At 72.4% G+C, this 24,765-nt stretch carries 24 protein-coding genes; 15 read left to right on the plus strand and 9 right to left on the minus strand.

All coding sequences use genetic code 11. The features are described 5' to 3' along the window. Positions 1 to 146: 146 nt before the first annotated feature. From gcvP to ACIBI5_RS42455, 3 genes are all read left to right on the plus strand, one after another. Positions 147 to 2,975 (plus strand): aminomethyl-transferring glycine dehydrogenase, encoded by a 2,829-nt coding sequence (gcvP, locus tag ACIBI5_RS42445; protein ID WP_397255653.1) that lies wholly within the window; start codon positions 147 to 149, stop codon positions 2,973 to 2,975. 182 nt (positions 2,976 to 3,157) lie between these two features. After that, positions 3,158 to 4,315: an esterase-like activity of phytase family protein gene (locus ACIBI5_RS42450; protein WP_397255655.1), complete on the plus strand. Its 1,158-nt coding sequence runs from the start codon at positions 3,158 to 3,160 to the stop codon at positions 4,313 to 4,315. A 176-nt stretch (positions 4,316 to 4,491) separates the two neighbouring features. Then, positions 4,492 to 5,289 carry a tetratricopeptide repeat protein gene (locus ACIBI5_RS42455; RefSeq protein ID WP_397255657.1) on the plus strand — a complete coding sequence of 266 codons (798 nt, stop codon included), beginning with the start codon at positions 4,492 to 4,494 and terminating at the stop codon, positions 5,287 to 5,289. A 60-nt stretch (positions 5,290 to 5,349) separates the two neighbouring features. On the opposite strand, the gene ACIBI5_RS42460 is transcribed toward ACIBI5_RS42455, so the two are convergent. Continuing rightward, positions 5,350 to 5,700 (minus strand): hypothetical protein, encoded by a 351-nt coding sequence (locus ACIBI5_RS42460; protein WP_397255658.1) that lies wholly within the window; start codon positions 5,698 to 5,700, stop codon positions 5,350 to 5,352. A gap of 83 nt (positions 5,701 to 5,783) precedes the next feature. Between ACIBI5_RS42460 and ACIBI5_RS42465 the strand changes: the two genes are divergently transcribed. Then, positions 5,784 to 6,374, plus strand: coding sequence for an alpha/beta family hydrolase (locus ACIBI5_RS42465; RefSeq protein ID WP_397255660.1), 591 nt, complete (start codon positions 5,784 to 5,786; stop codon positions 6,372 to 6,374). 1 nt (position 6,375) lies between these two features. Here the strand turns inward: ACIBI5_RS42465 and ACIBI5_RS42470 are convergent, their stop codons facing one another. Further along, positions 6,376 to 6,567, minus strand: coding sequence for a DUF5999 family protein (locus ACIBI5_RS42470; protein WP_184963175.1), 192 nt, complete (start codon positions 6,565 to 6,567; stop codon positions 6,376 to 6,378). A gap of 213 nt (positions 6,568 to 6,780) precedes the next feature. Next, complete coding sequence (locus ACIBI5_RS42475; RefSeq protein WP_397255662.1) at positions 6,781 to 7,341, minus strand: TetR/AcrR family transcriptional regulator C-terminal domain-containing protein; 561 nt, start codon at positions 7,339 to 7,341, stop codon at positions 6,781 to 6,783. A gap of 106 nt (positions 7,342 to 7,447) precedes the next feature. Here ACIBI5_RS42475 and ACIBI5_RS42480 point away from each other — a divergent pair, with 106 nt between their 5' ends. After that, a complete protein-coding gene (locus ACIBI5_RS42480) occupies positions 7,448 to 7,846 on the plus strand; it encodes a hypothetical protein (RefSeq protein WP_397255663.1) in 399 nt (132 codons plus the stop codon). A 94-nt stretch (positions 7,847 to 7,940) separates the two neighbouring features. Here ACIBI5_RS42480 and ACIBI5_RS42485 read toward each other — a convergent pair whose 3' ends face one another. Both ACIBI5_RS42485 and ACIBI5_RS42490 read right to left on the minus strand, forming a co-directional pair. Beyond that, the gene (locus ACIBI5_RS42485; RefSeq protein WP_397255665.1) at positions 7,941 to 9,005 is read right to left on the minus strand and encodes a P1 family peptidase; all 1,065 of its coding nucleotides are present in this window, start codon (positions 9,003 to 9,005) and stop codon (positions 7,941 to 7,943) included. A 22-nt stretch (positions 9,006 to 9,027) separates the two neighbouring features. Continuing rightward, the gene (locus ACIBI5_RS42490) at positions 9,028 to 9,153 is read right to left on the minus strand and encodes a hypothetical protein (protein ID WP_397255667.1); all 126 of its coding nucleotides are present in this window, start codon (positions 9,151 to 9,153) and stop codon (positions 9,028 to 9,030) included. A 35-nt stretch (positions 9,154 to 9,188) separates the two neighbouring features. On the opposite strand from ACIBI5_RS42490, the gene ACIBI5_RS42495 reads away from it, so the two are divergent. Beyond that, positions 9,189 to 9,974: an HAD family hydrolase gene (locus ACIBI5_RS42495; protein WP_397255748.1), complete on the plus strand. Its 786-nt coding sequence runs from the start codon at positions 9,189 to 9,191 to the stop codon at positions 9,972 to 9,974. Here ACIBI5_RS42495 and ACIBI5_RS42500 read toward each other — a convergent pair. After that, positions 9,971 to 10,663, minus strand: a complete 693-nt coding sequence (locus ACIBI5_RS42500) for an alpha/beta fold hydrolase (protein ID WP_397255669.1) — start codon at positions 10,661 to 10,663, stop codon at positions 9,971 to 9,973. The two genes, ACIBI5_RS42495 and ACIBI5_RS42500, sit on opposite strands and share 4 nt — an antisense overlap. A gap of 423 nt (positions 10,664 to 11,086) precedes the next feature. On the opposite strand from ACIBI5_RS42500, the gene ACIBI5_RS42505 reads away from it, so the two are divergent. Next, positions 11,087 to 12,565 carry a serine/threonine-protein kinase gene (locus ACIBI5_RS42505; protein ID WP_397255671.1) on the plus strand — a complete coding sequence of 493 codons (1,479 nt, stop codon included), beginning with the start codon at positions 11,087 to 11,089 and terminating at the stop codon, positions 12,563 to 12,565. An 83-nt stretch (positions 12,566 to 12,648) separates the two neighbouring features. Here ACIBI5_RS42505 and ACIBI5_RS42510 read toward each other — a convergent pair whose 3' ends face one another. Then, entirely contained in the window at positions 12,649 to 14,070 is a 1,422-nt protein-coding gene (locus ACIBI5_RS42510) for a hypothetical protein (protein ID WP_397255673.1), read from the minus strand. Positions 14,071 to 14,177: 107 nt separating this feature from the next. On the opposite strand from ACIBI5_RS42510, the gene ACIBI5_RS42515 reads away from it, so the two are divergent. Next, on the plus strand, positions 14,178 to 14,690 hold the full coding sequence (locus tag ACIBI5_RS42515) for a MarR family winged helix-turn-helix transcriptional regulator (RefSeq protein ID WP_397255675.1): 513 nt from the start codon (positions 14,178 to 14,180) through the stop codon (positions 14,688 to 14,690). Then, entirely contained in the window at positions 14,687 to 15,616 is a 930-nt protein-coding gene (locus ACIBI5_RS42520; RefSeq protein WP_397255677.1) for a DMT family transporter, read from the plus strand. Before ACIBI5_RS42515 ends, ACIBI5_RS42520 begins: the two co-directional genes overlap by 4 nt. Here ACIBI5_RS42520 and ACIBI5_RS42525 read toward each other — a convergent pair. Together ACIBI5_RS42525 and ACIBI5_RS42530 are read right to left on the minus strand one after the other, a co-directional pair. Continuing rightward, positions 15,613 to 15,816 (minus strand): cold-shock protein, encoded by a 204-nt coding sequence (locus ACIBI5_RS42525; RefSeq protein ID WP_184963150.1) that lies wholly within the window; start codon positions 15,814 to 15,816, stop codon positions 15,613 to 15,615. The genes ACIBI5_RS42520 and ACIBI5_RS42525 overlap by 4 nt on opposite strands. A 424-nt stretch (positions 15,817 to 16,240) precedes the next feature. Next, a complete protein-coding gene (locus ACIBI5_RS42530) occupies positions 16,241 to 17,848 on the minus strand; it encodes a PucR family transcriptional regulator (protein ID WP_397255679.1) in 1,608 nt (535 codons plus the stop codon). Positions 17,849 to 17,994: 146 nt separating this feature from the next. On the opposite strand from ACIBI5_RS42530, the gene ACIBI5_RS42535 reads away from it, so the two are divergent. From ACIBI5_RS42535 to ACIBI5_RS42560, 6 genes are all read left to right on the plus strand, one after another. Beyond that, a complete protein-coding gene (locus tag ACIBI5_RS42535; RefSeq protein ID WP_397255681.1) occupies positions 17,995 to 19,098 on the plus strand; it encodes a serine hydrolase domain-containing protein in 1,104 nt (367 codons plus the stop codon). Positions 19,099 to 19,418: 320 nt separating this feature from the next. Then, complete coding sequence (locus ACIBI5_RS42540; protein ID WP_397255682.1) at positions 19,419 to 20,288, plus strand: hypothetical protein; 870 nt, start codon at positions 19,419 to 19,421, stop codon at positions 20,286 to 20,288. A 1-nt stretch (position 20,289) separates the two neighbouring features. Beyond that, positions 20,290 to 22,044, plus strand: a complete 1,755-nt coding sequence (locus ACIBI5_RS42545; protein WP_397255684.1) for a peptidoglycan-binding protein — start codon at positions 20,290 to 20,292, stop codon at positions 22,042 to 22,044. Further along, a complete protein-coding gene (locus ACIBI5_RS42550; protein ID WP_397255686.1) occupies positions 22,037 to 22,714 on the plus strand; it encodes an ABC transporter ATP-binding protein in 678 nt (225 codons plus the stop codon). Before ACIBI5_RS42545 ends, ACIBI5_RS42550 begins: the two co-directional genes overlap by 8 nt. After that, complete coding sequence (locus ACIBI5_RS42555; protein ID WP_397255689.1) at positions 22,701 to 23,879, plus strand: ABC transporter permease; 1,179 nt, start codon at positions 22,701 to 22,703, stop codon at positions 23,877 to 23,879. Before ACIBI5_RS42550 ends, ACIBI5_RS42555 begins: the two co-directional genes overlap by 14 nt. A gap of 44 nt (positions 23,880 to 23,923) precedes the next feature. Continuing rightward, the gene (locus ACIBI5_RS42560; protein ID WP_397255691.1) at positions 23,924 to 24,742 is read left to right on the plus strand and encodes a GNAT family N-acetyltransferase; all 819 of its coding nucleotides are present in this window, start codon (positions 23,924 to 23,926) and stop codon (positions 24,740 to 24,742) included. Positions 24,743 to 24,765: the final 23 nt, after the last annotated feature.

Consider the following 24,765-nt stretch of genomic DNA (forward strand, 5'->3'; position numbering starts at 1 on the left):
CTGGAAAGCAGGCACGCCAGCCAGGCGCGCCTCACCGACGGTGCAAGCCCCGCCCGCGGGGTGAAGCTCTCAGGTCCCATGACAGAGGGGGAGACCCGGCCACCGCGCCCCGGCGCCGGTCTCCATCGCCTCGGGAGGGCACCCTCATGACCGACCTGACAGCACCTCCGTTCTCCACCCGCCACATCGGGCCCTCGGCCGACGAGCAGCAGCGGATGCTGGAGGCCGTCGGCTTCGAGTCGGTCTCCGACCTGGTGGCGGTGGCGGTACCCGAGGCCATCAGGGCCAAGGACCAGCTGAAGCTGCCCCCGGCGGCCGGCGAGAGCGAGGTCATCGCCGAGCTGCGCGAGCTGGCCGGCCGCAACCGCGTGCTCACCTCGATGATCGGCCTGGGCTACCACGACACGATCACGCCCGCGGTGATCCGCCGCAACCTGCTGGAGAACCCCGGCTGGTACACCGCGTACACGCCCTACCAGCCCGAGATCTCGCAGGGCCGCCTCGAGGCGCTGCTCAACTTCCAGACGGTCGTCTCCGACCTCACCGGCCTCGACGTGGCCGGCGCCTCCCTCCTGGACGAGGGCACGGCCGCCGCCGAGGCGATGACCCTGGCCCGCCGGGCCGGCAAGTCCAAGAGCCACGTCTTCGTCGTCGACGCCGACGCCCTCCCGCAGACCAAGGCCGTGCTGGCCACCCGCGCCGAGCCGCTGGGCATCGAGCTCGTCTCCTCCGACCTCGACGGCGAGCTGCCCGAGTGTTTCGGCGTGCTGGTGCAGTACCCGGGCGCCTCCGGCCGTGTGCGCGACTTCCGCGCGCTGGCCGAGCGCGCGCACGGCGCCGGCGCCCTCGTGGTCGCCGCCGCCGACCTGCTCGCCCTCACGCTCATCGCCGCGCCCGGCGCGCTCGGCGCCGACATCGCGATCGGCTCCTCCCAGCGCTTCGGCGTGCCCTTCGGGTTCGGCGGGCCGCACGCCGCGTACATGTCCGTGCGCGAGGGGTTGCAGCGGCAGATGCCCGGCCGCCTGGTCGGAGTCTCCGTGGACGCCGACGGCGCGCCCGCCTACCGCCTGGCCCTGCAGACCCGCGAGCAGCACATCCGCCGTGAGAAGGCCACCTCCAACATCTGCACCGCCCAGGTGCTGCTGGCCGTCATCGCCGGCATGTACGCGGTCTACCACGGGCCCGAGGGCCTGCGGCGGATCGCCCGCCGTACCCACGCGCACGCCGTGACGCTCGCCGAGGTGCTGCGCGCGGGCCGCGTGGAGGTCGTGCACGGCGAGTTCTTCGACACCGTGACCGCCCGCGTGCCCGGCAGGGCCGCCCGGGTCGTCGCCGAGGCCGCCGCCCGCGGCGTCAACCTCTGGCAGGTCGACGCCGACCACGTCTCGGTCTCCTGCGACGAGAAGACCGAGCTCGCCCACCTGGAGCAGGTCGCCGCCGCCTTCGGCGTCTCCGCCGGGCTCAGCGACCTGGCCGGTGACGACGCGCTGCCCGCCTCGCTCGCCCGCGAGGACGACTACCTGTCCCACCCGGTCTTCCACAGCCACCGCTCCGAGACCGCCATGCTGCGCTACCTGCGCAAGCTGCAGGACAAGGACATCGCCCTCGACCGTTCGATGATCCCGCTGGGCTCGTGCACGATGAAGCTCAACGCGACCACCGAGATGGAGCCGATCACCTGGCCCGAGTTCGCGGCCGTGCACCCCTACGCCCCGGCCGAGCAGACCGAGGGCTACCTGGAGCTGATCGGCACGCTGGAGTCCTGGCTGGCCGAGGTGACCGGCTACGACGCCGTCTCCATCCAGCCCAACGCCGGCTCCCAGGGCGAGTTCGCCGGGCTGCTGGCCATCCGCGCCTACCACCAGGCGGGCGGCGACACGGGCCGCGAGGTCTGCCTCATCCCGTCCTCCGCCCACGGCACCAACGCCGCCAGCGCCGTCATGGCCGGCATGCGCGTCGTCGTGGTCGCCTGCGACGACGAGGGCAACATCGACCTCGCCGACCTCGACGCCAAGATCGCCAAGCACCGCGACACGCTGGCCGCGATCATGGTCACCTACCCGTCCACGCACGGCGTGTACGAGGAGACGATCACCGAGATCTGCGCCAAGGTCCACGAGGCCGGCGGCCAGGTCTACGTCGACGGCGCCAACCTCAACGCCCTCGTCGGCCTGGCCAAGCCGGGCGAGTTCGGCGCCGACGTCTCCCACCTCAACCTGCACAAGACCTTCTGCATCCCGCACGGCGGCGGCGGTCCCGGCGTCGGCCCGGTCGCGGTCCGCGCGCACCTGGCCGCCTACCTGCCCGGTCACGCGCTGCGTCCCGGCTCGCCGGTCGGCGCGGTCTCGGCCGCCCCGTACGGCTCCGCCGGCATCCTGCCCATCTCCTGGGCCTACATCAGGATGATGGGCGGCGAGGGCCTCAAGGCCGCCACCGAGCAGGCCATCCTGTCGGCCAACTACCTGGCCCGCCGCCTGGCCCCGCACTACCCGGTCCTCTACACCGGCCGCGGCGGCCTGGTCGCCCACGAGTGCATCATCGACCTGCGCCAGATCACCAAGGAGACCGGCGTCACCGTCGACGACGTGGCCAAGCGCCTCATCGACTACGGCTTCCACGCGCCCACAATGTCCTTCCCGGTGGCGGGCACGCTGATGATCGAGCCGACCGAGAGTGAGGACCTGGCCGAGCTCGACCGCTTCGCCGACGCCATGGTCGCCATCCGCGGCGAGATCGCCAAGGTGGCCTCGGGCGCCTACGACAAGGACGACAACCCGCTGCGCAACGCCCCGCACACCGCCGAGGCGGCCACCTCCGACACCTGGGCGCACCCCTACACCCGCGCCGAGGCCGCCTACCCGCTCAGCTCGCTGCGCGACGGCAAGTACTGGGTGCCGGTGCGCCGTATCGACCAGGCCTACGGTGACCGCAACCTGGTCTGCGCCTGCCCGCCGCTGGAGGCGTACGAGGACTGAGGTTGACGAAGGCCCCGGGAAGCGCTTTGTGCCTTCCCGGGGCCTTCGACGGTCCGGGCCCGGGAGCCGACGGTAAAGGCTGCCGGGGCAGCGGCATGTCCTCATGACTTTCCTCTTGATCCACGCTCTCATGTGCTTGCTCAGGCCCCGACGGGGCCCGTTTCCAAGCCGTGGAGAAGTGAATGATCCTTCGGGGAAGATCGGTGAAGGCCGCCCTGGCTCTGGCGCTGGCGGTCGGCGCGCAACTCGTCGCCACCCCGCCGTCGAGCGCCGCCTCCGACCCGCGGCAGGAGCTCAGAATCACCCGTTTTCTCGGTGAGCAGCGCCTTCCGCACAAGATGGAGTTCGAGGGCACGGTGGTCGGCGGTCTGTCCGGCATCGACCGCGACCCGCGGACCGGCACCTGGTACTTCATCTCCGACGACCGCTGGCGCTACAACCCCGCCCGCTTCTACACCGGCGCCCTCGACATCGACCGGCGCACCGGCGCGTTCACCGGGGTGCGGCTGACCGGCGCCACCACGCTCCTGCGCCCCGACGGGACCCCCTATCCCGGGTACGGCAAGCCCGGGGACGCCGACCCGGAGACGATCCGCTTCGACCGGTGGAGCCGCAACCTGCTCTGGGGCCACGAGGGCGACCGGCCGGACGCGCACAACCCCGCCATCCCGCTGTCCGGCCTGTTCGTCCGCTGGGCCGGGCGCGACGGGCGTCATCTGGGCGAGCTTCCGCTGCCGGGCAACCTGAAGGTCACCGGCACGACCAGCGGCCCGCGGCGCAACTTCGGGTTCGAGGGGCTGACGTTCGCGCCGACCACGATCGCCGCCATCGTGGAGGGCCCCCGCTATGAGGACGGCGAGCCGCCCACCGTAGAGTCCGGCGCCCCGGCCCGGATCACGGTGTGGGGCCGCGACGGCCGGCTGCGCGGGCAGTACGCCTACCCGATCGACCGTCTGCCCGCCGCCCCGATCCCGCCGGACGGCGTCACCGACAGCGGCGTGTCGGAGATCCTCGCCCTCGACGACCACCGCTACCTCGCGCTGGAGCGCTCCTGGATCGAGGGCGTGGACTACAAGGTCAAGCTCTACGAGATCGACCTGCGCCGGGCCACCGACGTCCAGGCCCGTGACAGCCTGGCGACCGGGCGCCCCTACCGGCCCGTCTCCAAGCGGCTCGTCATGGACCTGGAGAACGTCAGGTCGCCGGTCCAGAACCTGGAGAGCCTGGCGTGGGGGCCGCGCCTGGCCACCGGCGAGTGCACGCTGGTGATCGGCAGCGACGACAACTTCGACCAGCGTGAGGTCACCCAGTTCCTGGCGTTCGGCGCCCGGGGCTGCTGACGTCCGATGCCGGCCGGGACGGTCGTGGTGTATGTCACGGGCCGCCCTGGACGTTCGTCACGGCGGCAGGCAACAAGAGCGTGTCCATCAGGGATAGATGAGGACAGGCCGAGTTGCGAGACGTGATCGCTCCGAGTCGTTAGGCTCGGGGCGATCAACGTTCAGAAGGAGCCTCCTTGACACCCCCAGACGTCGACGCGTCCCCGCTGGAACACGCCAGGAGGCTGGCCGAGGGCGGTGATCTCGATGCGGCGGCGGCCATCCTGTCCGAGCTGGCCGCCGACCCGGCGGGGCCCGACCGGGCGCAGGCCGCGGTGGGGCTGGCGGTGGTGCTGGAGCAACGGGGCGACGCCGAGGGCGCGCGGGCGGCCGCGCGGGTGGCGCTGTCGACCGGCCATCCCGAGTACGGCGCGCAGGCCGCCTGCCACCTGGCCCAGGGCTTCGAGCGCGAGAACCGGCCGGAGCAGGCCAGAGGCGCCTGGCAGGCGGTGCTCGGCATGGGCGCCCCCGAGTACGTGGCGCTGGCGCGGCTGGGGCTGGCCAGGCTGGCCGTACAGCGGGACGACCTGGAGGCGGCGGAGGAGGAGCTGCGCGCGGCGATCGGCGCCGGAGACCCGCACCTCGGCGCGCGGGCCGCCCAGCAGCTCGGTGACCTGCTGCTGCTTCAGGGCGAGCCGGGTGAGGCCGCGGACGTGCTCATGGCCGCCCTGCACGACGCCCCGGCCGCGGAGGTGGCCAGGCTGCGGGTGCAGCTGGGGATCGCCCACCTGGAGCTGGCCTGCGCGGAGTTCGCGGGCGCGGTGGAGGACGGCGACGAGCCGGGCACCAGCGCGCTGGCCATCGAACTGCTGGCGCGCACGCTGCCGCTGCGCGGGCGCGCCGACGACGCGGAGCGGGTCTGGAGCTATGGCCTCAACCACGCCGACCAGGCGCTGGCGGAAGAGGTCCGCCTGCGCCTCGACCGCGACGGCTGACCGCCCGGCTGTCCACCGCGGGCCACGGAGCCCTCGTACCCGTGGCGGAGCGGTGTGCGGTCAGCGGCCGCGCATGATGGCGACGGCCGCCACGACGTTCACCATGATGATCGCCAGCCACGCCATGACCAGGCCCGCCGGACCGGCCGCCGAGGCGGCGATGGCCGTGAGCGGGATGCCGAGGGCGAGGGAGCCGAGCGCGATGGGGATCAGCGACGAGGTGCTCGACTTGTGGTTCTTGCCGGGTCTGGGGCCGTGGGTGTCGAGCTCGGCGCGCACCCGGGCGGCGATCGTGGCGTCCAGCCGCTCCACGAACGATTCCACCAACGCCTGCTCATATTCGGGACCGAGATCGCGCCGGGCGTCGAGAGTCGCCTGCAGTTCGTCGCGGAGAGGACGCATGTCTGCCATACCGAGATTGTCCCCTCCCGGCGGCGCGCCGTCATCCCACCTGAGAGCCAGGTCGCGCCTCCTCCCCGAGTACCGTTGGCGCCATGGAGATCACCACTGCGCGCGGTCTCGCGCGGGTCGACCTCGACGAGGTCCGGCGGCCGAAGCTGCTGCTGGTGCTGACGCACGGCTCCGCGGGGACGGTGGACGCGCCCGACCTGCTGGCGGTGCGCGAGCACGCGCTGGCCGCCGGCGTCGGCGTGGCCAGGGTGACGCAGCCGTTCCGGCTGGCGGGGGCCAGGGCGCCGGGTTCGCCCGAGCGGCAGGACGAGGCGTGGGAGGTCGTCGTGGCGGCGCTGGCCGCGCGTTTTCCCGGCCTGCCGCTGGTGCAGGGCGGGCGGAGCAACGGGGCCCGGGTGGCCTGCCGTACGGCGCGGAGGGCGGGCGCCGCGGCCGTGGTGGCGCTGGCGTTTCCGTTGCATCCGCCGGGGAGGCCGGAACGTTCCAGGGCGGGGGAGCTGCGCGAGGCGGGCGTCGACGTGCTCGTGGTCAACGGGGACCGGGACCCGTTCGGGGTGCCGGACCCGGCAGACGCCGCTGAGCTGGTCGTCCTGCCGGGGGAGGGACATGATCTGAAGAAGGACCCCGAGAAGGTGGGCGAGATCGTCGCCCGCTGGATCGTGCGTTACGCGTAGGTCAGGCGGCGCCCACGGCGGGGCGGTGCGGTGCGATGACGATGCCGCCGGGCAGGAGCTCCCCGGTGTCCTCGAACAGGACGACGCCGTTGCAGAGGAGGCTCCACCCCTGCTCGGGGTGGCAGGCGAGGGTTCGTGCGGCCTCGCGGTCGGGCGCCTCGGCAGACGGGCAGACCGGGTCGTGCGGGCACATCGGCGTGCCTCCGATATCTCGTGGATGGCTCCCATGTCGCACTGAGCTGACGGGGAGCGGCTCGGGCTTGTTCGTTTCTAGCAAGTGTGCGACGTGGGTCACACAAACCGACATAGCCCGTTCGGGCGGTTAGTGGAGGGTGCCCCGGGTGAGTCTGTGACCTACGACACAGCGTGTCTTAAGCAGGATAACGGTCCAAGCGCGACACGCCGACTAAATTTGCAGTCCTTTGATGAGGGCGTCGAGGCCGCGCTCGAAGTCGGCGTCGGCTCGCTCGTCGCGGCGGGTCCAGGTGTCGACCTCGGGATCGGCCCAGCCGGACTGCTGGACCTCGACCGCGACGCTGCCGAAGACGAAGGCGCGCATGGTGCGCACGGCCTCGGCGGCGGCGGGCAGGCCGGCGTCGGCGAGCTGCTCGGTCTGGTCTCTGATCGAGACCGTGGTGGCGCCCTTGGGCGGCTTGGTCAGGGCGAGGGCGAGCACGCCGGGATGGTCGCGCAACGCCTCGCGCCCGGCCCTGCACCAGGCCTTGGCCGTCTCCTGCCAGCTCGAAGCCGCCTCGACCCGGACGGCGGTGACGTGCTCGGCCAGGGCGTCCATCAGCGCGTCCTTGCCCCGGGGAAGGTGGTGGTAGATGGCCATGGCCTCCACCTCCAGCGCGTCGCCGAGGCGGCGCATGGTCAGCCTGCGCAGGCCCTGGCTGTCGGCGATGTGCAGCGCGGCGTCGATGATGCGCTCGCGGGACAGGGGTACGGGCGGTCGCTTCGCGGGCATGTAAGAAATCTACTATGTAAAGGCGCCGGGGCGGGTCCGATTACGGCCCGTGTCCCGCGACGGCGTACGCTACGCCTGATACGCAGCGTTGAGAAAGGCAGAGTCGATGGCGTTTTTCCGTCCCCGGGTGAGCCGCGAGGCCGAGGTGCGCTACCACGCGGACATCGAGATCTCCAAGACCTTCCCGGAGCTGCTGGCCAAGGCCCGCGAGGCCGAGCTGACCGTGCGTGAGCTTCGGGCCGCCGACGTCGACGACATCGAGCTGCTGGCCGCGGGCCGCATCTTCGACAAGGCGCTGACCGAGGCGCTGCGCGGCGCGGAGGCGGGCCAGCGGGCCACGTTCGGCGTCAAGGCCTACGACGACCGCATCGCCCGCCGCAAGGCCAAGGCCACGCCCGCCGGCGCCGAGTGGAGCGCCGAGGTGGAGCGCCTGCGCACGCTGCGCGAGGAGAACCGCCTGTGGGGCATGCCGCGCGTGCCGCGCGCGATCCCGGCCGCGTACTGAGCGAGCCCTGACAGGGGTACGGCGGCGCCGCCGTACCCCGCGGCGGGAAAATCCGTGACCCCTGAGGCGGCGCGGTCGTCGCCCGGGAGTGACCTCAGCGGGAGAGTAGTTCCGTCAGGCGGTCGAGTGGCAGGGCGGGGGAGCGGTGGCCGTCGCGGCCGACGCTCTCCTCGGCGCCGGTCAGCGCGTTGAGCACCGCCTCCTCCACCGCCTCGACGACGGCCGTGTAGAAGGGGTCCATGCGGCCCCACGGCACGAACCGCAGCGTCTCGTAGTCGTCACCGGCGGCGAACCCGCTGGCCAGCGCCCCTTCGTTGGCCGTGGAGAAGGCCAGGAAGATGTCGCCGGAGAAGTGGCTGCCGGTGGTGCCGGTCCTGGCCAGGCCCATCGGCACCCGGCGCGCCAGCGCCTTGCACTGGCCGGGCAGCAGCGGCGCGTCCGTGGCCACCACGACGATCACCGAGCCCGCGCCGGCCCGTGCCCGCGCGCGCTCCTCCATGGGGTTGTCGTCGAGAAGGTCCTGCCCGACGCGCACCCCGGCCACGGTCAGTTCGGATCGCCTGCCGAAGTTGGCCTGGACGAACGCGCCGACCGTGTAGGTGTCGGCGGCGTGCTCGACCAGGCGTGAGGCGGTGCCCGAGCCACCCTTGAATCCGTAGCAGTTCATGCCGGTGCCGCCGCCGGTGTTGCCTTCGGCGACCGGCCCGCCGGCGGCCGACTCGATGGCCTGGCCGGCGTGCTCGGGGCGGACGTGGGGGCCGTTGATGTCGTTGAGGTAGCCGTCCCAGGTCTCGGCCACGACCGGCAGCAGCCACTCGGCGCCGAGCGCGGGATGGGCGGCGACGACCCAGTCGATGACGCCGCGGTGCACGGTGCCGACGGCGTGGGTGTTGGTGATCGCGACGGGCAGCGTCAGCGCGCCGCTCTCCTCGATCCACGTCACGCCGGTCATCTCACCGTTGCCGTTGAGTGAGTAGACGCCGGCCGCGCACGGCGTGCCGACTCCGTCGCGGCCTCTGGGCAGGATGGCGGTGACCCCGGTGCGGGCCGCACCCTCGGTCAGCGTGACGTAGCCGACCTGGACACCGGGTACGTCGGTGATGGCGTTGGCGGGACCGGGGCGGCCCTGCAGGGCGATGGGAAGCTCACGAGCGCGCACCCGGCCATCCTACGGAAGGCGATCACCGGGACAACAGGGGCGCCGGGCCGATGGCGGCGTGCATGTCGAGGTGGCGGTGGGCGCCGGGCGGGCTGACCTTGCGGGCGGCTGTCCGGCGCTGCCAGTCTGGCTGTCTGCCAGGCCCCATGGAGGTGAACCGTTCTGCCGGGATTTCCCCGCCTCATCGCCACCGACCTCGACGGCACGGTCGTGCGCGAGGACGGCACGGTGTCCGCGCGCGTGGTGGCCGCCTTCGCCGCCGCGGAACGGCTGGGCGCGCGCGTCGTGTTCGTCACCGGCCGCCCGCCGCGGCTGATCCACGAGATCGCCCCCGCCTTCGGCCATCACGGCGTGGCCATCTGCTCCAACGGCGCGCTCGTCTACGACCTGGGCGGCCGCCGGGTCGTCGAGGAGAACGCCATCCCGCCCGAGGTGCTGGGCGAGGCCGCCGCCCGGCTGCGCGCCGCCATCCCCGGCATCGGCATCGCGGTCGAGTACGCCGGCACGCTGGCCGCCGACGACCTGTACGAGCCGTGGGACTGGGACCGCGGCATCACGCCGCGGCGGATGGCCGACCACGAGCTGTTCGGCAGGCCGGGTCCCAAGCTGCTGGGCCGCCACCCGACGCTGTCGGCCGACGAGCTGCTCGCGCTGGCCGCGCCGGAGCTGGCCCCGATCGTCACCGTCTACCACTCCAACGGATCACGCCTGATCGAGGCCATCGCCGCCGGGGTGAGCAAGGCCTCGGCCCTGATGTCGTACGCCGCGGGGCTGGGCATCGGGGCCGGGGAGGTGATCGCGTTCGGTGACATGCCGAACGACCTGCCCATGCTGGCCTGGGCGGGCACGTCGTACGGCATGGCCAACGGGCACGCCGACGTGCTGGCGGCCGTGGACCATGTGATCGGCTCCATCGACGAGGACGGCGTCGCCCTGGAGCTGGAACGCCTGGCGGCGGCCGTGGGCTAACCCCGTGGGGCCTCGGCCCAGCCGGCGACAAGGCGGGTGAACAGCTCGGGTTGTTCGAGGTTCCAGATGTGCCCGGCGCCCGGGATCACGCGCAGTTCCGCCTGGGGGAGTCCGGCGGCCAGGACCTCGGCGGGCGCGAGGTTGGCCTTGTCCTTCTCGCCGACGAGCACCAGGGCGGGCGCCTTGATCTCGGCGAGCCTGGGCCGCAGGTCGAGTTCGCCCAGCTCGCGCAGCCCGGTGAGCAGCGCCGCCTTACCCGCCGCCCGCAGGTCCTCGGCGGCGGTCGCGGTGTGCTCGGGGCGGCCGCCGGAGTACATGCCCTTCATCATCGACACGATCATCCCGGTCGGCAGCAGCCCCATGACGGTGCGCTGGAGGCCGTCGCCGCCGGTCGGGGCCGCTACGCCGCCGGACAGGACGAGGCTCGCGACCTTCTCCGGTTCGGCCAGGGCCGTCAGGAGGGCGACGCTCACCGATCCGGAGATCCCGACGAGGTGGACCCGGTCCTCGGCGGCCAGCAGTTCGCGGACCGAGCGCACGGCGGCGTCCAGGGAGAACGGGCCGGGGCTGGAGTGGTGGCCGGGCAGGTCGGGCGTGAGCACCCGGTGCCGCCGGGACAGTTCGGCGACCTGGGGTGACCAGGCGCGGCGGCTGGAGCCGAAGGCATGGAGAAGCACAAGGGTAGACATGAGGCCCCAAACCGGTTCATATAACCAGAAAAGCTGTTGGATCGGGAGGATAGCCCAGTTCATGGCGTTCGGCGACGAACCAGCCAGACGGGCGCGGCGGCCGGTCCGGCACGCGATGAGCCCTTGGCACAGGTCGGCGGCCACCTGCCTGGCCGTCGATGATCACGTAGGGTTCTGGGAGTGCTGAGTATCGTCCGGAGCGCGCATCGTCCCCGGATCACCGGCCGACCCGGGCCGTCGCCTGGTGCCGCGGAGCCCGAGCAGCGGCAGGACCTCGTGCTCGCGGGCGGTCAGCCGGGCCGGCGAGCGCCGCGCCCGCTCCGGCGTACACCGGGGAACAGGCCCCGGCTGATCACCGAAACCCCGGTACCTCACCCCATTTATCCCTAATATCGGGACTTTCCAGGGCGACGGGAGACGGGGATGTCGGGCGCAGAATCCGCAGGACTCCTCGCGGGCCGCTACAGGCTGCTGTCCCAGCTCGGCCAGGGCGGCATGGGGATCGTCTGGCTGGCGCTGGACGAACTCCTGCGCCAGGAGGTCGCTGTCAAGGAAGTACGGCTGCCGCCCGACCTCGACGCCGCCGCACGGGCCGAGCTGGGAGAACGCACGCTGCGCGAGGCGCGGGCGGCGGCGCGGCTGCGCTCGCACCCGGCCATCGTCACCGTGCACGACGTCGTCCTGGACGGCGGCCGGCCGTGGATCGTCATGGAGCTGGTGCGCGGCCGTTCCCTCGACCGGGCGGTACGCGAGCACGGCCCGCTCCCGCCCCAGCAGGTCGCCAGGATCGGCGCGCGCATCCTGGAGGCGCTCGCGGCCGCGCACGCCTCGGGAATCGCGCACCGCGACGTCAAACCCGCCAACGTCATGCTCACCGACGACGGACGGGTGCTGCTGACCGACTTCGGCATCGCGAGCGTCGCCGGTGACGCCGTGCTCACCCAGACCGGGCTGCTGACCGGCTCGCCCGGCTACATCGCTCCCGAGCGGCTGCGCGGCGAGGCCGACGGCCCGCCCGCCGATCTGTGGTCGCTCGGGGCCACCCTCTTCGCCGCGGTGGAGGGCACGGCGCCGTTCGCCCGCCAGAACCCGGCCGCCTCCATGGCCGCCGTGCTCATGCAGGAGCCGCCGCCCGCGCGCAGAGCGGGGTCGCTCGCCCCGGTACTGGCCGCGCTCCTGGAGAAGGACCCGGCCCGCCGGTGCTCGCCCGCCCAGGCCGCCGACTGGCTGAACGCCGCCGCCCGGGGCGCGCCCACGACCGGCGCGGGACGCCGCCGGGCCAGGCCGCCGCGCCGCCGTAAACCCGTCATCCTGGGCGCCGCGCTGGCGGTGGCGCTGGCGGGCACGGCCACGGTGGTGATCGTGACCCGGAACCCGCCCGGCCGCACCACCACGACCGCCGGCCCGTCCACGACCGCAAGCCCGTCCGTGTCCTCCGCTCCATCCCCGAAACTGTTCACGCGCGACGTCGACACCTGCGAGCTGCTGGACGCCGCCGAGGTCCGCGAGCTGCTCGGGCCGGGGACCAGGCGCCGCTTCCTGAACGTGAACTCCTGTGCCTGGGAGCGTCCGGACGGAACGTACCTTGGAGTCACCGTCATCCGGTACAAGAAGCTCGCCTTCGCCCGCGACCATCAGGCGCAGATGGTCAGATCCATGAAGGACACGCCGAAACACACGCCGGGGACCAAACTCCACTCCCGGCCGAAGGTCGGCGAGGGGTCCTTCATGTTCACCCAGTACTCGACCACCGGCGCGTCCGGGCCCTACCGCTCGCAGTTCGCCTTCCGGCTGGCGAACGTCGTGGTCCTGGTCGTGCACCACAGCCCGCGCAGCACCGGTCACGCGGCGACGGTGCGCGCGGCCAAGATCCTCGCGGCGAACCTGCGCGAGGGACTCTGATCCGCGGCTCCCCCCATGGGCGGCCCGGCCTCGCGGATCGGGGCGGGCACGGCCGGTGGCGGTACGGCCGTGCCCTTCCCGGGTCACCGCACGGCGCCGGACCTCGTCAGGAGGTCCTGGTACCACGCGGCGTCCGGGTGATCCGTCGCCGGATAGCCGGCCAGCGGCGTGGTCGCGTTGCCCGCCGAGTTGAAGCCCCACCCGCGCACCAGCCGCCCGGCCTGCCGGGAGGAGACCATGAACGCGGAGGCGCTCGCGGGCGCCGCGTAGAACAGCGCGTCCTGCTGCAGTTCGGCGCTGTTGCCCTGCTGGAACTCGATGAAGGCGGTCTGCTGGTAACGGATGCGCGCGCCGGCGTGCCGGTCGGTGTCCACGCGCAGGGTCTGGGCCGGTGTCGGTCCGTCGGCGCCGGTCCACACGCGCACGCGGGAGGAGCCGCTGACCGAGGTGCTCTTGTCGTAGCGGGGGTCGGAGGTCCTGGCGTTGGCGCTCCAGGTGACCGATCGGGCTCCGGCGTCGAAGGCGCCGTTCCACGTCCAGTTCTGGCTGTTCGCCTGGCTGCGGTGGATCTCGCGCAACCGGGTGCCCGCCGGGTCGGTGAACCTGACCGTCGGCAGGACGCCGTTGTCGTAGCGGTTCGAGGCCGACCAGGTGATCTCGCCGTCGGCGGCGAGGCGGCCCACGCGGTACCAGAGCGTGGTCGCGTTCTGCGACTGGTGGACCTCGACCAGGTCGCCGTTGTCGTTCAGGGTGACGGCCGGGGTCACGCCGGTGTCGTACCTGCCGTGGCGCAGCCAGGTGACGCGGCCGTCGGCGCCGTACACGCCGGACCAGTACCAGAGGTCGCCGGAACCCGAGTCGTGCACCTCGACGACCTGCCCGCGGCCGTTGATCGCGACGGCCGGGTTGTGGCCGACGTCCCGCTTGTACTGGGCCCGGGTGCCGCCGTCGCCGGAGATCACCGGGAGTACCCGGCCGCGCAGCGCGTCGACCGTGGGCGGCTGCGCGGGGTAGTCCTTGGCCTGCAGCAGGCGCGCGCCGAAGACGGAGGTGAGCTCGTCGTTGAGCGCGGCCAGGTTGCCCGCGGCGTAGGAGCCGTTGTCCGTCAGGTTGTCCTTGACGTCCAGGGCGACGACGATCGGCGCGGCCTCCGGGTGCTGCGCGGACCAGTTGTTGATCACGGTGAGCCAGTCGCGCAGGTTGTTGGAGCCGGGGTTGCCCGCCTGGTGGTCGACCTCGTCGCCGGGGGAGTCGTGGCCGACGGCGTAGTCGCGGGAGGTGGCGTAGCCGTTGTCGTGGATGTCGAGTTCGATGAAGCGTATGCCGCGGTCGAGCTGGTGGGGGATCGACTTCCTGGCGCCGCCGATGTCGCCCGAGTAGCTGTTGTGCGTGGCGCGGAAGATCGCCGAGGGTAACGGCTGGTCGGTCTCGGCTTGGGCGGGCCCGCCGTACAGGAGGGGCGCGACGAGGGCGAACAAGGCCAGGACGGTGCGTGGTCGGGGCATCCGAAGATCCTCACGTCGGGAATCTCTCCAGACGATACGATCACCGGCTCCGGCCAGCCACCCCTGAAACCTTTATATGACTGACTCAGTCAGCTATTATGGACGGCATGGACGACATGGACGACAGATCAGCGAACCTCGTCAGCGCTCTGGTCGTCGGGCTCGCCGACGAACTGGACGAGGCCACGCGGCGCGTCACCGCCCAGGGCGCCACCGGGGCCTCGGCCCTGGCCACGATCCTGGCCGTGCCGGGCGAGCACATCGACGAGCTGAGCCGGGTGCTCGGCATCACCGGCTCGGGGACGGTCCGCCTGGTCGACCGGCTGGCCGCCGAAGGCCTGGTCGAACGGCGCCCGGGGCGTGACCGGCGCAGCGTGTCGCTGTGGCTGACCGAGCGCGGCGCCGAGATGGCCACGGCGATCGTGGCCGGGCGGCGGGCCGTACTGCGAAGGGCGCTCGAAACGCTCACCGACGAGCAGGCGCGGCAGCTGACCGGCCTCGTCGAACAGGTGCTGGCCACCCTGGCCGTCAGCCGCGAGCGCGCGGACCGCATCTGCCGCCTCTGCGACTACGTCGCCTGCCCGCAGGACGACTGCCCCGTAGAACGGTCGGTGTCATGAACCGCGTGCTCCTGATCGTCGCCGCGGTGGGCTGGGGCGCCGCGACGACGGCCACCAAATACGCCCTGGACGGCTTCGGCCCGCTCACCCTGCTGGTCGTCAAGCTCGCCGCCGCGACCGCCGTGCTCTGGGCGGTCCTGCTGCTGCGCGGCCGGCGCGACGGGGCGCCCGGTCCGTGGCGGTTCGCGCTGCTCGGCCTGTTCGAGCCCGCGCTCGCCTACGGCGGCCTGACGCTGGGCCTGACCTTCACGACGGCGACGAACGCCTCGCTGCTCGGGGCGACCGAGTCCGCCTTCGTCCTGGTGCTGGCGGCGATGTTCCTGAAGGAGCGCATCCGCAGCAGGTCCGTGCTCGGTCTGGTGCTGGCGCTGCTCGGTGTTCTGGTGCTCGACGGCGGCAGCTTCGGGAACGGATTCGGGAGCGGCTTCAACGCCGGCGACCTGATCGTGCTCGGCGGCTCGCTGGCCGCGGCCGTCTACGTCACGCTCGCCGCCAGGACCGCTCCGGGCGTGGACGCGCTCACGATGACGACCTACCAGTTCACCTACGCCACGGCGCTCGTGCTGCCGCTGGCGCTCTGGCCGTGGATGAGCGGCAGGGAGCCGCTGCCGACCGGCGTGGCCGCGCCGTACTGGCTGGCCGCGATCTTCGTGGGCGGGGTCTGCTTCGCGCTCGGCTTCGTGCTCTACAACCACGCGATCAGGCACATTCCCGCCGGTACGGCGGGCGTGATCCTCAACATGGTCCCGGTGATCGGCGTCATGACGGCGGTGGCGTTCCTGGGCGAGGCGCTCACCGTCTGGCACGTGGCCGGAGCGGCGCTGGTCGTGGCCGGGATCATGCTCTTCCCCGCGGTCAAGGGGGAGAAACGAGCCGAGGCCCGCACCCATCGGGTGCGAGCCTCGGCCTTCACGCGTACAGACTAGGCGGGAACGATGTTCTCCGCCTGCGGGCCCTTCTGGCCCTGGGTGATGTCGAACGACACCTTCTGGCCCTCACGCAGCTCGCGGAAGCCGCCCTGAGAGACGATCTGCGAGTAGTGCGCGAAGACGTCCGGACCGCCCTCGTGCTCGATGAAGCCGAAGCCCTTGTCCGCGTTGAACCACTTGACAGTTCCGACGGCCATGTCTATCTCCCTTTGATAGGTGTGCAGAACCGGCATCCGTACCTACGGATTCCGAGTTGCCGCGATGTGCCCATCCGGAGATGACCGGCAACAAAAAACGCACCTGACCCATCACGATCGCCAGGTGCACCAAAAGTTTGTATGGGGTACCACAACTGCAACTGCCCACGACTGTATCAGGCCCTTGGGCTGCCTGCGGTAAAAAGCGGTTAACGGGGGTCCCTGGTCGCGAGTCAACCTTCGAGCTCGTCCACGGCCTCCCGCAGGCCGTTCCGCGGCCTGCGCGATCGGCGGTCCGGTGGCCGCCATGATCAGGCGGATGTCCCGGCGCGCCGCTGGTCAGTGGCCCGGACAGGTGGATGACGACGCCGCGAGACAAGGTCGTCACGCGGACGCTGAGCTCGTTCGTCATGGGTCGCACCCCCTACCAGCCGACCTGGTCGCCCAGCCGCAACCGCAGCCACAGTACGAGACGTTCGTCCGGGTCGGCGAGGTCGAAGCCGAAGATCTCCTCGGCGCGCGAGAGCCGGTAGCGGATCGTGTTCGGGTGCACCGACAGCCGCTGGGAGGCGGCGGCGAAGTCGCCGTCGGCGCCCAGGTAGGCGAGGAGGGTGTCGGCGTAGGTGGTGCCGTGCTCGAGATCGTGGGCGCGGACCGCCGGCCCGAGGCTGCGGGGCAGCGCGTCGTGCGCGGCCAGGATCTGGGCCAGCGCGGACAGCGTCGCGCCCGCCCACACCTCGTCGATCGTGGCGACCTGGCACGGCCGGTGCTCGCCCGGCCGGTCGGTCAGGGCGCGCAGGACGAGATCCGCGTCGGCGCGTGAGCTCGCGATCGAGCGCAGCCCCGGCACGCGCGAGCCGAGCCCGGCCTGGATCGGCACCCGCAGCGCGCCGTGGGCCCGCCGGGCGATGTCGGCGACGAGCTCGTGGTGCGCCTTCGGCGACGGCCCGCTCGGCAGCAGCGCGTAGACCGTGCCGTCGATCAGAGCGCAGCCGTGCCTGCCGTAGTGGGCCTCGCAGTGCAGGCTCACCAGGTCGGCGAGCCGGGTGGCCGCGTGCGCCGCCAGAACGTCGTCGGCCTTGCTCGACACGACGGCGAACGCGGCCACCGCGACCGGCAGGTTCGGGTCCAGGCCGAGCTGCGGCGCGACCGCGGTGACGCTGCTCGGGTCGGCCAGCAGCCGCCGCAGCAGGTCCGCGCGCCTGCGCCGCACGGCGTCGTCGGCGGTACGCGCCGCGAGCAGGTGCAGCGAGACGATGTCGGCCACATCGGACAGCGCCTGTTCGGCGGCGGCGTCCAGCGAGCCTTCCGCGTCGACGACCCAGATCGAGCCCAGTTCCTCGCTGCCCGCGCGGACCACGACACCCAGGCGGGGCAGCCCGCCGCGAAACGCCGGGAACCGGCAGGTACACCCCGCCTTGACCAGCGCGCGGTACACCTCGTCGTAGTCCGGGCCGTCCGGCACCTGCAGGCCGAGGATGCCCTGGCGGCGGCCCTCGTCGATGGCCTGCCCCGGCAGGGTCGAGTACGCGAGGATGCGCCGGTGCGGATCCTCGATCACGGTGGCGCCGCCGACCATCCCCGCGATCGCGTTGGCCAGGGCGAACAGATCGCCGACCGCCGGCGCTCCCGCGGCCTGCTCGAAGCGGACCGTGAAGGCGAGGGCCGTGGAGATCATGGCGTCCAGGTGATGCCAGGCGACCGCCTCGTCGGCGGCGAGCAGGACAACTCCCGACCGCTGCGCGGCTTCGGCCAGCTCGGCGGCCGGTTCGCCGAAACTCTTCACCACCAGGCAGGCGTAGCCAATGCCGGCCGCCGCGTCCACGAGCTCCATCGCCCGCGTTCCGCCCGTGCTCACGCCGACGGCCAGCAGGATCGCGTCCCTGACGGACGGCAGCGGGGCGCGCGGCTCGAAGATGAGCACGCCGGAGACCGGTACCGGCCCTTCCGGCAGTACGGTCAGCGGGCGCAGCAGCGACGAGCCCAGCGCGTCCAGGACTTGGGCGAGATCGGGTACTCCGGTGCCGAGCATCCTCACCTCTTTGGCCGGCCGTACAAAGCATGCACGGAATGTCTGGACGGGCACCGAATGCGGACGGTCAGGTCAGCGGCGACGCTGGCTGCATGCACGTGCCGTGGGTATCCGCCTTATGCGGGAGTATCGTCAAAGGAGACAATATGCGAGGTGTTCTCGTGGCCTTCGTGGTCACGGCCTCCCTGGTGGCCGCGCCGTCCGCCGCGTCGGCCGTGACGTCACGGTGCGACACCCAGCCCATTTGGACGGCGCTGAAGGCGCTGGAGAGGGTCGGGGCGGGGATCGCGGTCACGGTGAAAAGCCCGCGCTGCGGCGTCTGGACCGGCGGCGTCGGCCTCGCCGACCGCAGGACCGGCCGCAAGGTCACCGGCGACGAGCACAGCCGCATCGGCAGCGACACCAAGACCTGGACGGCCACGGTCGTGCTGCAGCTCGCCGGCGAGGGCAGACTCAAGCTGGACGACACCGTCGAGCGCCATCTGCCCGGCCTCATCCGCACCAAGGACTACGACGGCCGCGAGATCACGATCCGCCAGCTCCTGCAGCACACCAGCGGCCTGCCCGACTACCTGGCCGCGCCGTTCTGGGAGGACGAGGAGGAGCACCGCTGGGACCACATCGAGCCCCTGCAGACGGTGGAGCAGGCGCTGCCCCTGCCCCCGCCAGAGAGGACCCCGTCGGGCTTCGCCTACTCCAACACCAACTACAACCTGGCCGGGCTGATCGTCACGAAGATCACCGGCCGCGGCATCGGCGATGAGATCAGGCGGCGCATCATCAAGCCGCTCGGGCTGCGCGAAACCTCCTGGCCCGGCGACCGGACCACCCTCCCCAAGCCCGACCTGCGGGGTTACATCAAGGAGGGCGGGAAGCTGGTGGACAAGACGGAGTGGAACACCTCCGAGGCCGACGCGTCGGGCGCGCTGATCTCGACCGGCGCCGACACGACCGCCTTCTGGAGCGCGCTGATGACCGGCAAGCTGCTGGCCCCGGCCCAGCTCGCCGAGATGAAGAAGACCATCAAGGACGACTTCGGCCAGGACTACGGCCTGGGCGTCGAGGGCTACCAGCACGCCCCCGGCCTGGTCACGTGGGGACACAGCGGAAGTATGGCCAGCGGACACAAGTTCAGGAACGCCGTCACGGACGACGGGCGGCGGGCCGTCACCCTGCTGATCGGCTCGGACTCGTTCAACTCCGACAAGGTCGACTCCATCATCGGCACCCTCATCCGCGACCTCCGCTGACCGCCACCGCCACCACCCCCGCCCGGCGCGCTCCGGGCGGGGGCGGGCCGCTCTCACGGGCCCGCGCGAGCGCGCCACCGGCCGGGAGCCGTCACCAGGCCGCCGGTGGCGTGGATCGACGGGACCGCCCTTTCGGTGGCCCGGACCGGGGCCGGTAGCCCTCGCCTCTCGTGCGGAGGCCGCACGAGCTGTTCGAGGGGCAGCCGGAGACCGTGCGCGGGCGGGCGCCGCAGGGGTCCGTGTGATGATCGCCGGCGGGAGCAGCGCGCTTCAGGCGCGTTCAGGTTCGCTTCAGCTTGTACTGGCGACAGTGAAGTCCCATGACCAACTCCCGAGCGCCGCTCATGATTGTTGCGGCCCTGCTGGCGGCCCTTGCCGGATGCTCTACCTCCGGTGAGACCGGGGCGGCCGCCTCACCCTCCGCGGACCCCGCAGGCAAGCAGCGCCAGCACCAGGCCCAACTGGCCACCTGTATGAAGGGCAAGGGGTTCACCTATCACCCGGTCGTGACCACGCCGAAGCTGCCGGACGCCATCAAGCAGGAAATGTCCGGCGACTACCAGGGCATGCGGAAATATCGTGAAAAGTACGGGTTCGGCTTCGCCGCCTCCTTCGTCTACCCCAACGACGGCGTCGGCCGGATGGCGATGCGGACGAAGGAGATGGACGGAGCCGGCGACGACCCCAACGGAAAGGTCATCGCCGGGCTGCCGAAGGCGCAGCGGGACGCCTACTTCGACGCGATGGGCTCCTGCACGCTGGTGATGATCAACAAGGTCACCGGCAAGAACATGAAGTCGATGGAGGAGGTCTCCAAGGCCCAGGGCGAGATGCTGAAGCAGATCATCGCCCGTGAGATCGACGGCGACCCCAAGCTGGTGGAGCTGGCCGGCGCGTTCGCCGACTGCCTGAAGGGCAAGGGCTACCGGACCTCCTCGCAACGCCCCTCGGACATCGCGCGCAGCACCGAGGAACCGTTCATGCAGGAGTTCGGCAAGCTCGGCCAGGGCAAGACGCCCACCGCCGACCAGGCGCGGCCCCTGCTGCAGCGCGAGATCAAGGCCTCCCTGGAGGACCTGGAGTGCGGCAAGGACTTCTACGCCGCCTACCGGCCCAAGGCGAACGGGGTCTACGAGAAGGCCCAGTTCCTGCCCGGCGTGGGCATGATGATGGCGACGGTTGCGAGCTAGCGTGCGCAGATCCAGAGTGCTCGCCCTGGTCGTGGCGGGGGTGCTGGTGATCGCCGCGGTCGGCTGGGTCGTCGGCTCCCGGCTGCGGTCCCCGGCCGAGGAGGCCGCCTCGCGCCGCCCGCCCAAACCCTCCCTGGTCACCTCGGCGGTCGAGCGCCGCAAGCTCACGAGCACGGTGACGGTCAGCGGCACGCTGACGTACGGCTCGCCGCTGCCGATCACCCTGGCCGGGATGGTCGGCGGGAACAGCGGGGGCGCCGGGGCCGGTCCGGGCGGCGGGGCGAACGGCGCCGCCCAGCGCGTCACCACGGCGCCCAAACCCGGCCCGATCCGCGCGGGCCAGACGCTGATGCAGGTCAACGGCCGGCCGGTGTTCGCGCTGCAGGGTAAGAAGCCGATGTACCGCCCGCTCGTGCCCGGCACCGAGGGCGACGACGTCAAACAGCTCCAGCGCGCGCTGCGGGTCCGGGCCAGCGGCGTCTTCGACGCGGCCACGGTGGCGGCGGTGAAACGCTGGTACGCCAAACGCGGCTACAAGGCCCAGGAACCCGACCTGGAAGCGCGTAAGAGCCTGCAGCAGCTCCGCCAGGCCGTACAGACCGCGCAGGAGACCCTGGCCGCCGACCGCAAGGCGCTGGACGAGGGCCTGGACGTGCGGCCGCTGCGGCTGCGCCACGACAACGCCCGCCGGGACCTGAAGTCGGCGCAGAAGGCGCTGGCCGAGGCGCCGGAGGTCACGCCGGAGCAGGAGACCCAGCTGGCCGCGCTGCGCCGTGCCGTACGCGCTGCCGAGGAGCAGGTGCTCGCGGCCGAGCAGGCGCTGGCGGAGGCCAGGAAGCCGGCGCCGACGCCGACCGGCACACCGGCGCCCACCCCCAGCGCGGTGGACACGAGCCTGCTGGAGATGAAGCTGGACAACGCCCGGCAGGACCTCGACGAGGCCCACCGGGCGGTGGCCGCCTACGAGGAGCAGGTCCGCGCCGACCGGGACAAGCGGCTGGAGGACCTGCGCAAGGCGGTGCGCACGGCGAAGGAGGCCGAGGCCACCGCCGACCAGGCGCTGAAGCGGGCCAGGAAGGTCTCGCCGCTGCGGGCGAAGGTCACCCACAGCGTCGCGAACCTGGCCGACGCCCAGACCTTGCTGGCCGAGTTCCGCAAGACCTACGGGGTCAGCGTCCCGGCCGGTGAGATCGTCTTCCTGCCGAAGCTGCCCGCCCGCATCGACAAGGCCGAGGTCAAGCCGGGCGACACCATCGAGGGCAAGGTCGCGACCGTGACCAGTTCGGCCTTCGCGGTCAGCGGGTCGGTCGAGGCCAAGGAGGCCAAGCTGCTGCGCCCCGGCCAGGAGGCCTCGATGGAGACCATGGACGGAACGCAGCTGCCCGCCACGCTGAGCGCGGTGGGGGAGGACGCCAAGGCGGGAGCGGACAAGCCGAAGGGCGAGGAACAGGAGTCCGGTTCGGTGCCCGTCCTGCTCACGCCCGGCTCGGCCAAGAAGCTCAAGTCGCTGGTCGGCTCGCCCATGACCGTGCGGATCTCGGTCGGCTCGACCGAGGGCGAGGTGCTGGCGGTCCCCGTGGCCGCCGTCATCACCTCCGCCGACGGCCGGCCCCGGGTGAGGGTCGCGCTGGACGGCGACCGTACCCGCGAGGTCGAGGTGCGGACGGGCCTGACCGCCGACGGCGTGGTGAAGGTGACGCCGGTGCGCGCGGGCGAGCTGAAGGAGGGCGATCGGGTCGTGGTGAGCGATGCTTGAGCCCGTCATCGAGCTGGCCGGCGTCTGCCGGGACTTCCCTTCCGACCCGCCGGTACGCGCGCTGGCCGACGTGGACCTGCGCGTCGAGCAGGGTGACTACATGGCCATCGTCGGGCCGTCCGGGTCCGGCAAGTCCACCCTGCTCAACATTCTCGGCCTGCTCGACCGGCCGACCTCCGGCACGTACCGGCTGGACGGGGTCGAGACCACGGCGCTGCGCGACGGCGGGCGGACCCGGCTGCGGGGCACCCGCATCGGTTTCGTCTTCCAGTCCTTCCACCTGCTGTCCCACCGGACGGTCGTGGAGAACGTGATGCTCGCCGAGGTGTACGGCCCGCACCCCCGCTCCGGCCGCCGGACCCGCGCCGAACAGGCGCTGGAGCAGGTGGGCATGAGCCATCGCATCCGCTTCCTGCCCGATCGCCTGTCGGGCGGCGAACGCCAGCGCGTGGCCATCGCCCGCGCCCTGATGGCCAGGCCCGCCCTGCTGCTGTGCGACGAGCCGACCGGCAACCTCGACAGCCGCAACACCGAGGCCATCCTCGACCTGTTCGACGGCCTGCGCGCCGACGGGCTGACCATCCTGGTGATCACGCACGAGGACGGGGTGAGCGCGCGCGCCAAACGCCGGGTCCGTATCGCGGACGGGGTGCTCAGTGAAGCTCCGTGACCTGTGGGCCGAGTCCATGGCGGGGATGCTCGCCCGTCCGGTGCGCTCGGCCCTGACCACCCTCGGCACCGTCCTGGGCATCGGCACGCTGGTGGTCACCCTGGGCATCGCCGCCACCGCGGGCAACCAGATCGTCGGCCGGTTCGACGAGCTGCTGGCCACCAGCGTCACCGTCGAGGTGCCCCGCGGCGGCCACAACCCCATCGTGACCTGGGACGCGGCCAAGGAGCTGCGTCTCCTGCGCGGCGTGACCTCGGCGACGGCGCTGGCGCAGAGCGACACGAGCTCCAACCTCGTCGTGACCGCCAACAACCTGCTCGACCCCACCCGGGTGTCCGGGCAGACCCTCGCGGTGGTCGCGGCCACCCCCGACCTGCCGCAGACGACCCTCGGCCGGATGCTGGCCGGGCGCTACTACGACGCCGGCCACGTCACCCGCCGCGACCGGGTCGTCGTGCTGGGGGAGCAGGCCGCCGCCATGCTCGGCATCACCAGCCTGGAACACGCGCCCGCCGTGTTCATCAAGGAGCGCGCCTACACCGTCATCGGCATCATCGGCGGCCTGCGGCGCGAGCAGATCCTGGCCAGCGCGGTGCTCGTCCCGCCCACGCTGGGCCCCGACATCGGGCTCAAGGACGTCACCCGCGTCCTGGTCGCCACCCAGCTGGGCGCCGCCGAGCTCATCGCCCGCCAGGCGCCGCTCGCGCTGAGCCCCAACCGCAGCGCCGAGCTGCAGGTGATCGCGCCGCCGAGCCCCAAACGGGCGCGCGACGGCGCCCAGGACGACGTCAACGGCCTGTTCCTCATCCTCGGCCTGGTCTCCCTGGTCGTCGGCGCGGTGGGCATCGCCAACGTCACGCTGGTCACCGTCATGGAACGGGTCGCCGAGATCGGCCTGCGCCGCGCCCTGGGAGCGGCCCGCCGCCACATCGCCGCCCAGTTCCTGATGGAGTCCAGCCTGATCGGCCTGACCGGCGGGGTGATCGGGGCCAGCGTGGGCATGGTGACGGTGGTCGCGGTGGCCGCCGTGCGCCAGTGGACCCCGGTCCTCGACGTACGGCTGGCGCTGGCCGCACCCGTGGCCGGCGCGCTGGTCGGGCTGCTGGCGGGCCTGTATCCGGCGCTGCGCGCGGCCCGCATGGAACCGGCGGACGCGCTGCGGTGAAAAGCCTTTGAGTCACCGGGAGCGCGCTGGCTACCCTGCCGTCCGTGATCTCACTCGCTCGACGCCGCCTGACCCCTGCCGAGACCGGCCCGGCGCTCCACGCGCTGTCGGCATGGACGCCGGCCGACGCCCCGGCCGGCGGCCTCCATCCCGGAGACGTGGGCTGGTACCTGCGGGTGGCCGACGCGGCCGTCTTCCTCTGGACGGACGGGGCGGCGCCGGTGGCGGCCGGATTCCTCGACGGCCCCGTGCTGCGCGTGACCGCCGCGCCCGGCGCCGATCTCGGCGCGCTCGCGGCCGACGCCGGGGACCTGCTCGAACCCGGCAACGACTGGTCCGACGGACTGCCCGTGCCCGGGTGGGAACGCGAGGGGGAGAGCTGGGTCGTCATGTCGTGGACTCCGCGGCCGGTGCGCGGCCGGGCCCGGCCGGTCGCGGACGCCGACGCGGCCGACCGCGTGCTGGTGCAGCGCTCCGCGTTCGCGGGATCCACGTTCACCATCGAGGGCTGGCACGCGATGAAGCGCTCGCCCGCGGGCGGGCTGGCCGTGGAGAGGCTGGTGCGCACGCCCGCGGGCGAGCCCGCCGCGGCCGCGACCGGATGGTTCGCCGGCGTGGGCAGGTGCGGGCTGCTCGAACCGGTCGGCACCGTTCCCGGCCATCGCGGGAACGGCTACGGGCGCGATGCCGTCCAGGGCACGTGCGCGGCCCTCGTCGAGCGGGGCGCGAGCGCGGTCGCCGTCCTGACGCCGTCCTCGAACCACGCCGCGGTGGCGCTCTACCGATCGGCCGGATTCACGGTCCTGCGCGAGAACCGCGACTGGGTCCGGCCTGGTCGCGGCTCCGTCCACGCTTCGGTCTGATTCTTCGCGAAAACGGGTACGTT

The organism is Nonomuraea sp. NPDC050540, from assembly GCF_044457485.1.
Classification (GTDB): Bacteria; Actinomycetota; Actinomycetes; order Streptosporangiales; family Streptosporangiaceae; genus Nonomuraea.

Bases quoted from the DNA above. Each gene is read 5' to 3' on its own strand.
- gcvP (WP_397255653.1), top strand. From the start codon at position 147: ATGACCGACCTGACAGCACCTCCGTTCTCCACCCGCCACATCGGGCCC.
- ACIBI5_RS42450 (WP_397255655.1), top strand. From the start codon at position 3,158: ATGATCCTTCGGGGAAGATCGGTGAAGGCCGCCCTGGCTCTGGCGCTG.
- ACIBI5_RS42460 (WP_397255658.1), bottom strand. From the start codon at position 5,700: ATGGCAGACATGCGTCCTCTCCGCGACGAACTGCAGGCGACTCTCGAC.
- ACIBI5_RS42465 (WP_397255660.1), top strand. From the start codon at position 5,784: ATGGAGATCACCACTGCGCGCGGTCTCGCGCGGGTCGACCTCGACGAG.
- ACIBI5_RS42470 (WP_184963175.1), bottom strand. From the start codon at position 6,567: ATGTGCCCGCACGACCCGGTCTGCCCGTCTGCCGAGGCGCCCGACCGC.
- ACIBI5_RS42475 (WP_397255662.1), bottom strand. From the start codon at position 7,341: ATGCCCGCGAAGCGACCGCCCGTACCCCTGTCCCGCGAGCGCATCATC.
- ACIBI5_RS42480 (WP_397255663.1), top strand. From the start codon at position 7,448: ATGGCGTTTTTCCGTCCCCGGGTGAGCCGCGAGGCCGAGGTGCGCTAC.
- ACIBI5_RS42490 (WP_397255667.1), bottom strand. From the start codon at position 9,153: ATGGGGCCTGGCAGACAGCCAGACTGGCAGCGCCGGACAGCCGCCCGC.
- ACIBI5_RS42500 (WP_397255669.1), bottom strand. From the start codon at position 10,663: ATGTCTACCCTTGTGCTTCTCCATGCCTTCGGCTCCAGCCGCCGCGCC.
- ACIBI5_RS42505 (WP_397255671.1), top strand. From the start codon at position 11,087: ATGTCGGGCGCAGAATCCGCAGGACTCCTCGCGGGCCGCTACAGGCTG.
- ACIBI5_RS42510 (WP_397255673.1), bottom strand. From the start codon at position 14,070: ATGCCCCGACCACGCACCGTCCTGGCCTTGTTCGCCCTCGTCGCGCCC.
- ACIBI5_RS42515 (WP_397255675.1), top strand. From the start codon at position 14,178: ATGGACGACATGGACGACAGATCAGCGAACCTCGTCAGCGCTCTGGTC.
- ACIBI5_RS42520 (WP_397255677.1), top strand. From the start codon at position 14,687: ATGAACCGCGTGCTCCTGATCGTCGCCGCGGTGGGCTGGGGCGCCGCG.
- ACIBI5_RS42525 (WP_184963150.1), bottom strand. From the start codon at position 15,816: ATGGCCGTCGGAACTGTCAAGTGGTTCAACGCGGACAAGGGCTTCGGC.
- ACIBI5_RS42530 (WP_397255679.1), bottom strand. From the start codon at position 17,848: ATGCTCGGCACCGGAGTACCCGATCTCGCCCAAGTCCTGGACGCGCTG.
- ACIBI5_RS42535 (WP_397255681.1), top strand. From the start codon at position 17,995: ATGCGAGGTGTTCTCGTGGCCTTCGTGGTCACGGCCTCCCTGGTGGCC.
- ACIBI5_RS42540 (WP_397255682.1), top strand. From the start codon at position 19,419: ATGACCAACTCCCGAGCGCCGCTCATGATTGTTGCGGCCCTGCTGGCG.
- ACIBI5_RS42550 (WP_397255686.1), top strand. From the start codon at position 22,037: ATGCTTGAGCCCGTCATCGAGCTGGCCGGCGTCTGCCGGGACTTCCCT.